This window comes from Alcaligenes sp. GCM10023179, from assembly GCF_042653705.1.
Classification (GTDB): domain Bacteria; phylum Pseudomonadota; class Gammaproteobacteria; order Burkholderiales; family Burkholderiaceae_B; genus Alcaligenes; species Alcaligenes phenolicus.
Map to the genome: position 1 here is coordinate 497,495 of NZ_JBHSIQ010000002.1, position 12,516 is coordinate 510,010.

General features: G+C 58.1%; 10 protein-coding genes. 3 read left to right on the forward strand and 7 right to left on the reverse strand.

The window, feature by feature from the left end; genetic code table 11:
- Window positions 1-11 precede the first annotated feature (11 nt).
- Window positions 12-2,057: a transketolase gene (gene tkt, locus ACFPDR_RS11620; protein WP_035271142.1), complete on the reverse strand. Its 2,046-nt coding sequence runs from the start codon at window positions 2,055-2,057 to the stop codon at window positions 12-14.
- 194 nt (window positions 2,058-2,251) lie between these two features.
- On the opposite strand from tkt, the gene ACFPDR_RS11625 reads away from it, so the two are divergent.
- On the forward strand, window positions 2,252-2,980 hold the full coding sequence (locus ACFPDR_RS11625) for a 16S rRNA (uracil(1498)-N(3))-methyltransferase (protein ID WP_376911151.1): 729 nt from the start codon (window positions 2,252-2,254) through the stop codon (window positions 2,978-2,980).
- A gap of 3 nt (window positions 2,981-2,983) precedes the next feature.
- Here the strand turns inward: ACFPDR_RS11625 and ACFPDR_RS11630 are convergent, their stop codons facing one another.
- The 4 genes from ACFPDR_RS11630 to ACFPDR_RS11645 form a co-directional block, all read right to left on the reverse strand.
- Entirely contained in the window at window positions 2,984-3,451 is a 468-nt protein-coding gene (locus ACFPDR_RS11630; protein WP_009455142.1) for a barstar family protein, read from the reverse strand.
- Window positions 3,451-4,647, reverse strand: a complete 1,197-nt coding sequence (locus tag ACFPDR_RS11635; protein WP_035271147.1) for a patatin-like phospholipase family protein — start codon at window positions 4,645-4,647, stop codon at window positions 3,451-3,453. Before ACFPDR_RS11635 ends, ACFPDR_RS11630 begins: the two co-directional genes overlap by 1 nt.
- An 8-nt stretch (window positions 4,648-4,655) precedes the next feature.
- The gene (locus ACFPDR_RS11640; protein WP_268380827.1) at window positions 4,656-6,950 is read right to left on the reverse strand and encodes an NADP-dependent malic enzyme; all 2,295 of its coding nucleotides are present in this window, start codon (window positions 6,948-6,950) and stop codon (window positions 4,656-4,658) included.
- Between the two features lie 216 nt (window positions 6,951-7,166).
- Window positions 7,167-8,066, reverse strand: coding sequence for a hypothetical protein (locus tag ACFPDR_RS11645; protein WP_226348946.1), 900 nt, complete (start codon window positions 8,064-8,066; stop codon window positions 7,167-7,169).
- 142 nt (window positions 8,067-8,208) lie between these two features.
- Here ACFPDR_RS11645 and ACFPDR_RS11650 point away from each other — a divergent pair, with 142 nt between their 5' ends.
- Window positions 8,209-9,369 carry a pyridoxal phosphate-dependent aminotransferase gene (locus tag ACFPDR_RS11650; RefSeq protein ID WP_203145079.1) on the forward strand — a complete coding sequence of 387 codons (1,161 nt, stop codon included), beginning with the start codon at window positions 8,209-8,211 and terminating at the stop codon, window positions 9,367-9,369.
- 94 nt (window positions 9,370-9,463) lie between these two features.
- On the opposite strand, the gene ACFPDR_RS11655 is transcribed toward ACFPDR_RS11650, so the two are convergent.
- Window positions 9,464-10,303: a lytic transglycosylase domain-containing protein gene (locus tag ACFPDR_RS11655; RefSeq protein WP_035271154.1), complete on the reverse strand. Its 840-nt coding sequence runs from the start codon at window positions 10,301-10,303 to the stop codon at window positions 9,464-9,466.
- A 96-nt stretch (window positions 10,304-10,399) separates the two neighbouring features.
- On the opposite strand from ACFPDR_RS11655, the gene ACFPDR_RS11660 reads away from it, so the two are divergent.
- Window positions 10,400-11,944 (forward strand): UbiD family decarboxylase, encoded by a 1,545-nt coding sequence (locus ACFPDR_RS11660; protein ID WP_035271470.1) that lies wholly within the window; start codon window positions 10,400-10,402, stop codon window positions 11,942-11,944.
- Between the two features lie 125 nt (window positions 11,945-12,069).
- Here ACFPDR_RS11660 and gloA read toward each other — a convergent pair whose 3' ends face one another.
- Window positions 12,070-12,486 carry a lactoylglutathione lyase gene (gene gloA / locus ACFPDR_RS11665; RefSeq protein ID WP_035271471.1) on the reverse strand — a complete coding sequence of 139 codons (417 nt, stop codon included), beginning with the start codon at window positions 12,484-12,486 and terminating at the stop codon, window positions 12,070-12,072.
- Between the last annotated feature and the right edge of the window lie 30 nt (window positions 12,487-12,516).

The window sequence follows — 12,516 nt, forward strand, 5'->3', positions numbered from 1 at the left end:
TCAGACTCCAATTACAAAATTTCTTGAACGGCCGCAGCGACCTTCTCTGCCGTCAGACCAAAATGCTTGAACAGGACGCCAGCCGGGGCGGATTCGCCGTAGGTATCAATACCCACCACGGCGCCTTCCAGGCCCACGTACTTGAACCACAGACCTGTGGTACCGGCTTCAACCGCAACACGCGGGATGCCTGGTGTCAGGACCTGGTCACGCCACTGCTTGTCCTGCGCGTCGAACAGGTTGGTACAAGGCATGGACACCACACGGGTCGCAATACCTTGCTGAGCCAGTTGCTCCTGTGCTTGCAGCGCCAAACCCACTTCCGAGCCGGTTGCCATAATGATGGCGCGCGCATCTTGCGCGTCACGCAGCACGTAGCCACCACGACGAATGTTCTGGATGGTTTGCGCATCGCGCTCGACGAAAGGCAGATTCTGGCGCGACAAGAGCAAGGCACTAGGACCACCGTCCTGTACGTCCATACCGATGCTGGTAGGACGCTCGACCGAGCAAGCCCAGGCCACCGCCGTTTCCGTGGTGTCGCAAGGACGCCAGACGTGCAGGTTGGGGATCAAACGCAGGCTGTTGGCGTGCTCGATGGACTGGTGTGTCGGACCGTCTTCGCCCAGACCGATGGAGTCGTGGGTAAACACGTGCACAACACGCTGCTTCATCAAGGCAGCCATACGGATGGCGTTGCGCGAGTAGTCGGAGAAAGTCAGGAAGGTACCGCCAAAAGGCAGGTAACCACCGTGCAGAGCCAGACCATTCATGATGGCGGCCATACCGAATTCACGCACACCGTAGTTGATGTGGCGGCCAAAATGCACACCGTCGGCGTGGGCGCGAACCGCTTCGGCACCCTTCCAGTCGGTGAAGTTCGAGCCGGTCAGGTCAGCCGAGCCACCCAGCATTTCTGGCAGCACATTGACCAAGGCGCTGATGGCCAATTGCGACGCTTTACGCGATGCAATGGTTTCGGCTTTCTGGGCGGTTTCTTCAATAAAGGCCTGTACTTTGGCGCTGTAGTCGGCAGGCAGCTCGCCTTTCAGACGACGAGCCAGTTCGGCGGCCAGTTCAGGATAAGCCTGACTGTAGGCGTCAAAGCGCTTTTGCCATTCTGCTTGCTGGGCGCCGCCTTTTTCGCGGCAATCCCAACCTTGGTAGACTTCCTGAGGAATTTCAAACGGTCCGTGGTTCCAGTCCAGTGCTGCACGGGTGGCGGCAATTTCATCAGCGCCCAGTGGGGCACCGTGAACCTTCTCGGAACCGGCGGCGTTAGGAGCACCCTTGCCGATCACGGTACGGCAGCAAATCAGGGTAGGACCCGTGCCCTCTTTCGCATTGCGGCGAGCCTGTTCAATCGCGCTATTGATCGAAGCGGCATCGTGGCCATCAACCGCGCGGATCACGTTCCAGCCGTAGCTTTCAAAACGGGCGGGCGTATCGTCACCAAACCAGTTCTCGACCTTACCGTCGATGGAGATGCCGTTATCGTCGTACATCACGACCAGCTTGGACAGTTTCCAGGTACCGGCCAAGGAGCAAGCCTCGTGCGAGATACCTTCCATCAAACAGCCGTCGCCAGCGAAAACCCAGGTCAGGTGGTCGACCACATCGTGGCCTTCGCGGTTGAACTCGCGCGCCAACAAGGCTTCAGCCAATGCGAAGCCAACAGCATTGCCCAAACCCTGGCCCAAAGGACCTGTGGTGGTTTCCACGCCCGCGGTAATACCCACTTCAGGGTGGCCGGGAGTGCGTGAATGCATCTGACGGAAATTGCGCAGCTCGTCCATGGGCAGGTCGTAGCCACTAAGGTGCAACAAAGCGTAGATCAGCATGGAACCGTGGCCGTTTGACAACACAAAACGGTCGCGATCAAACCAGGCAGGGTCGGCAGGGTTGTGTTTCAGGTGCCGGGACCAGAGAACCTGGGCGATATCGGCCATGCCCATGGGCGCACCGGGGTGGCCCGAATTAGCTTGTTGCACGGCATCCATAGACAAGGCACGGATGGCATTGGCTAGGGTTTTATCAGAGGCTGACGCAATATCCATTAGAAGCTCATTGGGGCGGCGGCGCGACAATTCCGACAGGCGGACGGCTCACGGCCCTGATTAGTTTATAAAACGCGCTATTTTAGCATTGCTGGCGCTAAATCGCCCCCACTTGAGCTGGGGCCTTGCGCTTTCTCCCCGAAGCCTGGGTACGGTATGCTTGTGCGGTTTTTTATGCTTGATGGTGTCTTGATATGGCAGCTCCCCGTTTCTACCACCCCCTGGACTTGACGGCCCAGACCGAGATCGCCCTGCCCGAGGCTCTGGCGCATCACGCTATCCGGGTGCTGCGTTTGAAGGACGGTCAGGACATTGTCCTGTTTGACGGGCGCGGAACCCAGTATCCCGCCACCTTGCGCATTGATGGCAAAAAGGGCTTTGCCAGCCTGGGCGATGCCCAAACACCTGTCCGCGAGCTGGCCGGTCGCATAACGGTGCTGCAAGGCATTGCCTCCAGCGACAAGATGGACTGGATTATTGAAAAAGCCGTGGAAATGGGCGTCAGCCGCTTTGTGCCGATTCGCGCGCAACGTAGCGTGCTGCAACTGAACGCGGAGCGGCAGGCCAAGCGCATGGGCCATTGGCAAAGAGTGGTTGAGTCGGCCAGCGAGCAGTGTGGTCGCAACCGCTTGATGGAACTGTCAGCGCCGCTGACATTGGCCGAATATTTCCGCGAGGCGGAAACTGGCCTGCATCTGTTCTGTGATCCCGATGCGCCCCAGCAATTGGCGCAGGCCATTGGACCGCAAGATCAGGCCATGACTATCTTGATTGGCCCCGAAGGCGGGTGGTCGCCCGAAGAGCAGAAGGTGGCACTGGGTGCCCAGGCTCAGGCGATTCGTTTCGGGCACCGCGTGCTGCGAACCGAAACCGCCGCCTTGGCGCTGACAGCAGCGATCAGCGCCTTGCAAGGCTGGGAATAAGGCTTATTCTTCGTCCTGGCTGGAGTAGGAAGCAGGGGTCTCACCCGGTTCAGGGTCAGGATGCTTGCCAGCGTGCAGAACGACACATACAAAACGGCGCTCGTTATTCGAGGCCCAGGCATGCACATCTTCACACACGCCCAAAATAGCCTGGGCGTCTTTTTCCAGTGCAGGATCACCACTGTGCAGATTGTCCAGCCACAGGGCCAGGCCTGCTTTCTGATCCAGCACGGTGTCACACAGGCAATCGTAGAGCGCATCCAGATTGCCACCAAAAAATTCAGGGTAATCGACAGCCTTGGCGACTGCTCGCAGCACAGCGGAACGATTGCGCGCACGATCGCAACTTACTTCCAGGGCGGTAAGCCCCTGGTCCTGTGCCTGCTCCAGAAAATCAGCAGCCGTCAGGCCCGTTGCGTCGAGCACACCGCCTTGTTGCAAAGCTTCTTGCAAAGTCAGGGATTGGCTCATCAGGACGCTTCCTTAAAAAACGCTAACACTTCTTCACGACGACTCATGGTATCGGTCTTTCCTAACTCGATCAGCTCTTGGGTGTAGCCGGACTCGAATAACAAATATGAAATTAATGCACCGCCTGTGGTCGGACCGGACTTTGAAGATACACCAAGTACTCGAAATAGGGTACGTGCAGCAGTTGGCATCTGATGAATATGCCGAGTGGCAATTTCATCCAGCGAGCGGCTGGGGGTGATGGCAAACGTGCTGACAGGACGCAGCGATTGGCTTTGTAATACATTTGCAGGCATATAGGCAAGCAATGTATTGATGCGTTCCATACGCTCAATATCCGTTGACACACTATCGAGGAATATGTTGGATAAAGCATAGCCACTGATCTGCGCCAAAGAGGGGTATGGCGGATCCTTGGATTCCTGTTCGTGATAGGTGTTGTCGGCGTATCCGGTACCCACAATCAGCACCTTGTGCGCTCCCAGATGAATGGCCGGACTGATGGGTGCCAACTGACGCATCGTCCCGTCCCCGCACCACTGGGTTTGCTTGCCCACTTGCAGAGACTGAGCCGGAAACATGAAGGGAATGGCGCTGGAAGCCATCAGGTGGTCCACCCCGATGACACCGGGGATGGCACGGCGCAGATTGCGCGTCCAGGGGCGAATACGCTCGTCAGACTGATAGAAAGTCAGGTGCTCACCAGTGGTGTAGGCCGCTGCCGTAATCGCCAGCGCGCCCACATGCTGCTGGGCCAGATTGCGCTGCAAACGGTCGAAGTCCAGGCTCTCTTCCAGCAGGTCGCGCAGGGGCGAATTATCCAGCATGGAGTGCGGCACATGGTCACGCAGACGCGGCGCCAGCCAGCCCAAGGCCAGCGTGGCCACCCAGTGCACACTGGTCGCCAGCAACTGCAAAGGGTCAGCATGAAAAATATCGTTGGTGCGCAACGAGCCCCACAGCTGTTGTATATGGTCTACAGCCTCATGAGGCCTGTCGGCGCGGCACGCCAATCCGGCCGCGTTGATGGAGCCTGCCGAAGAGCCACAAATAATATCGAAGGGATTGCGAAACTGAGGGTTGCGATCAGGGTCCAGCAGCTCCAGCAAACCGGCCAGCACCCCGGCCTGATACGCACCGCGCGCCCCGCCCCCATTCAGGACCAATGCCACAGGAGCGGGAGAGCGCTGGATCATGATCGGTATCAGCCTTCAGTAGCGACGTTGGCATCCACTACCGTGACCGCCGTCATATTGACGATACGGCGCACCGAAGAAGTGGACGTCATGATGTGAACCGGTGCTCGTGCCCCCAACAGGAAGGGGCCGATTGCCACGTTACCACCGGCAGCCGTCTTGAGCAGGTTGTAGGCAATATTGCCCGCCTCCACATTCGGGCACACCAGCAAGTTCGCCTCGCCAGTCAGGGCCGAGGTGGGCAGGATTTGATGGCGGGCCTTTTCATCCAGCGCACAATCGCCGTGCATTTCCCCGTCCACCTCCAGACTGGGGTCCAGCTTGCGCACACGCTCCAGCGCACCCCGCATGGTGACGGCGGCAGGCGAATCATTGGTGCCGAAGTTGGAGCTGGACAGCAAGGCCACCTTGGGTTCGATATTGAACTGACGCATCTTGCGAGCTGCCGCCAAGGTGATCTCGGCCACCTGATCCGAATCGGGATCGTGGTTCACGTGCGTGTCCGTCAAGGCCACGGTACGCTCGCTAAGCAACAGAATATTCATGGCCGCATACGTTTCCACGCCGGGTGCCTTGCCAATCACCTGATCGACCAGCTCCAGATGGTTCTCGTAACGGCCCACCGTACCGCAAATCATGCCATCAGCATCACCCAGGTGCAGCATCATGGCACCGATCAAGGTTGGGCGACGACGCATTTCCACACGCGCCATCTCTTTACTGATACCGCGACGGGACATGATTTCCCAATAGCTGGTCCAGTAACGGTGGAAACGATCATCCTGTTCGGGGTTGGTCACTTCCACATCAATGCCCAAACGCAGGCGCAGGCCATAGCGTTCAATACGTTGCTGCAGGACAGCCGGACGCCCCACCAGAATCGGGCTGGCCAAACCTTCATCCACAATAATCTGCACGGCGCGCAATACACGCTCGTCCTCACCCTCGGTAAAGACCACACGGGACTTGGCGCCGTCCTGCACCAGGCCACGGGCCAGCGAATAGATGGGCTTCATGAAGGAGCCGGACTTGTAGACGAACTGACGCAGCTGATAGATATAGCTTTTCAAATCCGCTATCGGACGCGTCGCCACGCCCTCGTCCATCGCCGCCTTGGCAACGGCAGGCGCAATGCGCACGATCAGGCGTGAATCGAACGGACGGGGAATAAAGAAGGATGGGCCAAAAGAAACCTCTTCCAGACCATAAGCAGCGGCTACGCCTTCATCCTGCTCTTCACGCGCCAGCTGACAAATAGCCAGCACAGCGGCTTTTTCCATGCCGCGCGTGATCGTGGTGGCTCCCACATCCAGCGCACCACGGAAAATATAAGGGAAGCACAGCACATTATTGACCTGGTTCGGGTAATCCGAACGGCCGGTTGCCATGACTACATCGTCACGCACAGCGTGGGCATCTTCAGGCAGGATCTCGGGATTGGGATTGGCCAAGGCCAGAATCAGCGGCCGGGGAGCCATTTTCTTCAACATCTCGGGCTTGAGCACGCCACCGGCGGACAAGCCCAGAAACACATCGGCCCCCTCAATCACATCACTCAGGCTGCGGGCGTCGGTCTGCTTGGCAAAGCGGGCCAGCTCGGGCACGGGATTGCCGGGACGACCTTCATACAGCACGCCATCAATATCCGTAACCCAGACGTTTTCCAGCGGCAGTCCCATATCAATCATCAGGTCCAGGCAAGCCAGCGCGGCCGCACCAGCCCCCGATGTCACCACCTTGACCTGCTTGATGTCTTTTCCCACCACGCTCAGGCCATTCAGAAAGGCGGCCGTCACACAAATGGCGGTGCCATGCTGGTCGTCGTGGAAAACAGGAATGCTCATGCGCTGGCGCAGCTTGCGCTCCACCTCGAAACACTCGGGTGCTTTAATGTCTTCCAGATTGATGCCGCCAAAGGTCGGCTCCAGACCTGCAATAATGTCCACCAGCTTGTCTGGGTCGGTTTCATTGATCTCGATATCAAAGACATCCAGACCCGCAAAACTCTTGAACAGCACGGCCTTGCCTTCCATGACCGGCTTGGAAGCCAGCGCGCCAATATTGCCCAGGCCCAACACAGCGGTGCCGTTGGAAATCACCCCAACCAGATTGCCCCGACCGGTGTAGCGAAAGGCATTTTGCGGGTCGTTGACGATCTCCTCGCAAGCGGCCGCAACCCCAGGCGAATAGGCCAGTGCCAGATCGCGCTGGTTGGAGAGTTGCTTGGTCGGCGTGACCGATAACTTTCCGGGTCTGCCCTGCTCGTGATATTCCAGGGCTGCTTTCCGAAAATTGGCGTCCATGCTTATACCTACCCAAAAATCCATTCAAAACGGACCGGGATCGCCAGAGCGCTGCCATTGCCTGTCAGCGTGAATTCAAACAAGCGCGTGGCTTGATACGCTGAATGCTGTTCTTGTCTCCGAAACCCCAGTCACCTTGCCTGGCCCTCAAGGCCAAAGCAAGGACCATTCTAGCCCTTGAGTTACAACATGGGTCAAGCGCAGGCCTGGACAAACTTACAGCGTCTGGCCCGGATAGGAAAATCGGTCCGCTGGATCAAACAGGGCTTTGATGCGGCTATCCACATCCTGAGCTTGCCAGGACTGCTCCTGATTCGGCCAGGACCAATCTTGCGGGTCCGAGCCGCTTAAAACGGCATCATCCAGCACCAGCCATTCCACCCAGGCCAAATCACCGCCGTGGCCCAGCATCAGATGAGCCAGATTGATGCCCTCGCCTTCCATCGGCTCCAGCGCATCCAGGCGGTAGCGGCAAGGCCATTGTTCTTGTCTCAAGGCCTGGGTTTCCGAGTCTCCCATCAATTGAAACAGGGCGGGAATCAACTGCTGCATGCGCAGGCTATCTAGGGGATTACGGTTTTCCTGCCCAAAGGGGCCCAAGGCGGCTTGCGTGTTGTCAGCCAGAATAACCGAGCAGTGCAACACGCCCGACAAGGCGGTGCGACCGCTAGGCCAATCATGCTGACGCCGGTCGGCTAACCAGGCAGCGACGGTCATGCCAGCCGGAGCATTGGCCAAACCCTGAAAGCCTTTGGCTTCCATCTCGCCCAGCAGACAACCGGGCTGAACAAACCACCGATTGGAATTCGGTTCCAGACGATCACAGCGTGCCATCTGTCGGCCCGGTGCCAGAACAATCAAGGGACCATCGGTTTCACTGGCCTGCGGCACACCTTCCAGACACACCGTCACACCGTACTCGGCGGCCAGCGTCAACACCATATGGACATCCGCGCTGGAGGCAGGCTCCAGACGAGCCTGCTCGTGATCCGGTTCCGCACTGAGTTCTGACCACTCACCTTGAACCCGAGCTTTCAAACGTGAACAAAATGTCTGCCACGCTGTTTGGGGAGGACGACGCCCCATCAAAAATGCACGCCGCGACGAAGAAACCATAGACTTTTCCTGCAACAAACCTAAACTTGAGTCTCACTGGCCCGACGGTTTGTACCCCTACAGGGCACACGCACATGCCACAGCCACCTGACGCCCTTTTGAGCAAGGTCCTACAATACACTTTTTACCCGAGATTTGCCGTATGTCCCGCCTCGCCAGTCGTACCGAACATGTTCTTCCTTTTCATGCTGTTGAACTCTTCAAACAGGCTAATGCCCTGAAGGCCACGGGCCGCGACATTATCAGCCTGGGCATAGGCGAACCGGACTTCACCGCCCCGCACGCCGTGGTCGATGCGCTGCATCAGGCCAGTAATCAAGGCTTGAGTCAGTACACCGCCCCTGCCGGTCTGACGGCTTTACGTGAACGCATCGCCCTGTATTACGAGCAGCAGTTCCAGGCCCGTGTCGACCCCTCGCGTATTGTGGTCACGGCCGGTGCATCCGGTGCCCTGTCTCTGGCTACGCTGGCTCTGATCAATCCTGGTGACGAAGTGCTGATGCCCGATCCGTCCTACCCGGCCAACCAGAACTTCATCATGGCAGCCGGTGGTACGGCCCGCCTGATCCCGGCCTCGGCGGAGGAACGCTTTCAGCTAAGTGCCCAGCATATTCGCGAGCACTGGGGCCCCAAGACCCGCGGCGTTCTGATTGCGTCGCCCAACAATCCCACCGGCGCAACGATTTCCCGCCCTGCCCTGCAAGAACTGATCAAGGAAGTGCGCGCCCGTGATGGCTTCATCATCATGGACGAGATTTATCTAGGTCTGTTTTATGAAGAAGCACCGCTCAGCGCCCTGACCCTGGATCAGGACATTATTGTTATCAATAGCTTTTCCAAGTACTTCCACATGACGGGCTGGCGTCTGGGCTGGTTGATCCTGCCCACCTGGATGACAGAGGCTTGCGAGCGCATGGCCGCCAGTCTGGCAATTTGCGCTCCCTCCCTGGCCCAACATGCCGCCCTGGCCTGCTTCGAGCCTGAAACCATGGCGATTTATGAAGAGCGTCGGCTGGCTTTCAAACAGCGTCGTGATTATCTGCTGCCCGAGCTGGAGCGTCTGGGCCTGCGCGTACCCGTGCGCCCGGATGGCGCCTTCTATATTTATACGGATATTCGTGAATACAGTCAGGACAGCGATGCCTTCTCGCAGCAACTGCTGCACGAGGCCGGAGTGGCCGCTGTGCCGGGCCGGGACTTCGGTACGGCCCACGCGCCTTATACCTTGCGCCTGTCCTACGCCACTGGCATGGACCGCTTGCAGGAAGCGATCAGTCGTCTGGGACAATTTCTGGGCCGCTAAACCCGGCATCGTTTCAGTCTGCCGGGCAATGCAGCCCGACTCCAGTAAAGTATTTCGGGCCGCAAGGCCCGATTTCTTTTTACATTCAGACTGTTTAGCGTGCCCGGACCGGAATGCCCGAGGCCAAGGCAATACGGCGACGTTCAGCCAGCACCTTCGCGCCATAGCCGCCATCGCTAGGCCCGGTTGCGCCCACATAACAGGCCAGGCCACCTTCAATAGACCCTCGGCGGCGAATACAGTCCGACAGAATCTGCGCACCCACCCGAATATTTGCCTCGGGGCTCAGCACGGCCAACGTCCCTTCCATATAGATATCGAACTTCTCTTTATGGACTTTGGTCATCACCTGCATCAGGCCCTGCGCACCTACATGACTTTCCGCATAGGGGTTGTAGCGTGACTCAATGGCGATCACCGCCAGAATCAGTTGCGGGTCCAGGTTCTTTTCCTTGCCCACAATAAAAGCGGTGTGGATCAAGGCCCCCGCCACCGAATAGGCAATCTTGTACTTGCGCGCCAAATAGCTGCGCAAGGCCTGCTGCTGAGCCGCCGTGACGCCCGCAATGGGCTGCCCGGTGACCGAAGCACGCAGGTTCTTCATAAAGCCCTGATAAGTAGAGACAGCTTGCTGCTGTTCTGTCTGGCTCAAGTCCTCGCCCTCTTCGGACAGGTTGGGCTGTGTCTTGTCCGCTGGCCAGACCGCCTGGCTGTACGCATCGTATTTCACCGCCTCGGGGCGCAGGGTTTGCACGAGACCGGTATAAAGCTGGTTAAACTGAGCGCGCATCGACGGCACAACCACACAGGCTGCAATCGTCACCAGTACGGCAATGCCCAGGTACATGGCACACACGTGCACAAACTCACCGATGCGATACGTCAGGGTGCGGGCCGAGCGACTAAGTACATAGTCCATATCTTGGAAGCCCATGGGATCATCCTTAGTATTGCTAACTGCCCGATGTTAACCTTAGAACCTGTTCAAGGTCTTAACCAAAAATATCTGCAAGCGGAGCCCCGTTCTTCTGTGAAATACCGTGACTTGAGAGACTTTATTGCCCAGCTGGAAGCCAAGGGCGATCTGAAGCGGATTACGCAGCCAGTTTCCACCTCGCTGGAAATGACTGAAATCAGTGACCGGGTACTGCGTGCCGGTGGGCCGGCGCTTTTGTTTGAAAATGCCCAGCATCAAGGCTCCAAAGCCGCCATGCCTGTCCTGGCCAATTTGTTCGGCACGCCGCAACGCGTCGCCTGGGGCATGGGTGCACAGGATGTGTCGGCATTACGCGACACTGGCGAGCTGCTGGCCAATCTGAAAGAGCCGCAAGCCCCCACCGGGATGCGTGATGCGCTGTCCAAAGTATCCATGCTCAAGTCCGCCCTGTGGGATATGAGCCCCAAGAATGTCCGCTCTCCCGCGTGTCAGGAAGTGGTGCTGGAAGGCAAGGATGTGGACCTGAACCAGATCCCCTTGCAACTGTGCTGGCCCGGCGACGTGGCCCCCTTGCTGACCTGGGGCTTGGTGATTACCAAAGGCCCCCACGCCAAGCGTCAGAACCTCGGTATCTACCGTCAACAGCTGATTGGCCGTAACAAGCTCATCATGCGCTGGTTGTCCCACCGTGGCGGTGCCTTGGACTTCCGCGATCATGCACTGACCAACCCCGGCAAGCCCTTCCCGATTGCCGTTGCCCTGGGCACCGACCCCGCCACCATTCTGGGTGCGGTCACCCCCGTGCCCGATAGTCTGTCCGAATACCAGTTTGCCGGTTTGCTGCGCGGCTCGCGCACCGAAGTGGCCAAAGCCCTGGGTAGCGACTTGTCCGTACCCGCCTGGGCCGAGATTGTCCTGGAAGGACATATCCTGCCCAGCAATCACCCGGATGCTCTGGCTCCCGAAGTCCCCGAAGGCATGAAGCCGCCCGCCGACAGCAGCTACGAAATGGCACTGGAAGGCCCTTACGGCGACCACACCGGCTACTACAACGAGCAGGACTGGTTCCCGGTCTTTACTGTCGAACGCATCACCATGCGCCGCAACCCGATTTACCACAGCACCTACACCGGCAAGCCGCCCGATGAGCCTGCCGTTCTGGGCGTTGCGCTGAACGAAGTCTTTGTGCCCCTGCTGCGCAAGCAATTGCCTGAAATTGTGGACTTCTACCTGCCTCCCGAAGGCTGCAGCTACCGCCTGGCCGTGGTGTCGATTCGCAAGCAATACGCAGGCCATGCCAAGCGCGTGATGTTTGGTGTCTGGAGCATCTTGCGCCAGTTCATGTACACCAAGTTCATCGTGGTGGTGGACGAGGATGTGAACACGCGCGACTGGAAAGAAGTGATCTGGGCCATGACCACCCGTATGGACCCGGTACGCGATACCGTGCTGGTGGAAAACACGCCTATCGACTATCTGGACTTTGCCTCGCCCGTTTCGGGACTGGGCGGCAAGATGGGCATGGATGCCACCAATAAATGGCCCGGAGAAACCCAGCGCGAATGGGGTACGCCTATCCAGATGGATGAGTCCACCAAGAAGAAAGTGGACGATATGTGGAGTTCGCTGGGGCTGTGAGCCAGAACGCGCCCTCATATGGCATGTTCCAAAAACAAACAAAGACCATCACCGCAACGGTGCATGGTCTTTGTTTTATTCTGCTCTTGAATGCGGGCCAGTCAACGCTACGCCCAAGGCCAGTATCAGGTCGGCAAGGCCAAAGGCTCCACCAGTTCAATCAGGTACTCATCCGGGTCAAACACAAAGGCGATCGTGCGTTTACCGTGATTCATCTGCTTGGGAGGTGTCTTGATCCTGACGCCCTGCTCTTCCAGATAACGCACCGCCTGATGCACGTCCTGGACCATCAAGGCCAGATGACCAAAGGCCCCGCCCTTTTCATACGGCTCTTTTTGATCCCAGTTCCAGGTCAGCTCCAGACTGGACTGTGTGCTCTGGTCAAAGCTGAGAAACACATTGGTAAAGCGGCCGGACTCATAGTCCGTGTGGCGCACCACATGCATGCCCAGAATATCGCGGTAGAACGCCAGGGACCGCTCCAGATCCAGGACACGCAACATGACATGATCAAGGCCAAACTGTATTTGGGAAGTGCTCATAGCAAGGGGCAGAGGGTTGAAAATTGCAAT

Coding starts and splice junctions, on each gene's coding strand:
- tkt (WP_035271142.1), bottom strand. CDS start 2,057: ATGGATATTGCGTCAGCCTCTGATAAAACCCTAGCCAATGCCATCCGT.
- ACFPDR_RS11625 (WP_376911151.1), top strand. CDS start 2,252: ATGGCAGCTCCCCGTTTCTACCACCCCCTGGACTTGACGGCCCAGACC.
- ACFPDR_RS11630 (WP_009455142.1), bottom strand. CDS start 3,451: ATGAGCCAATCCCTGACTTTGCAAGAAGCTTTGCAACAAGGCGGTGTG.
- ACFPDR_RS11635 (WP_035271147.1), bottom strand. CDS start 4,647: ATGATCCAGCGCTCTCCCGCTCCTGTGGCATTGGTCCTGAATGGGGGC.
- ACFPDR_RS11640 (WP_268380827.1), bottom strand. CDS start 6,950: ATGGACGCCAATTTTCGGAAAGCAGCCCTGGAATATCACGAGCAGGGC.
- ACFPDR_RS11645 (WP_226348946.1), bottom strand. CDS start 8,066: ATGGTTTCTTCGTCGCGGCGTGCATTTTTGATGGGGCGTCGTCCTCCC.
- ACFPDR_RS11650 (WP_203145079.1), top strand. CDS start 8,209: ATGTCCCGCCTCGCCAGTCGTACCGAACATGTTCTTCCTTTTCATGCT.
- ACFPDR_RS11655 (WP_035271154.1), bottom strand. CDS start 10,303: ATGGGCTTCCAAGATATGGACTATGTACTTAGTCGCTCGGCCCGCACC.
- gloA (WP_035271471.1), bottom strand. CDS start 12,486: ATGAGCACTTCCCAAATACAGTTTGGCCTTGATCATGTCATGTTGCGT.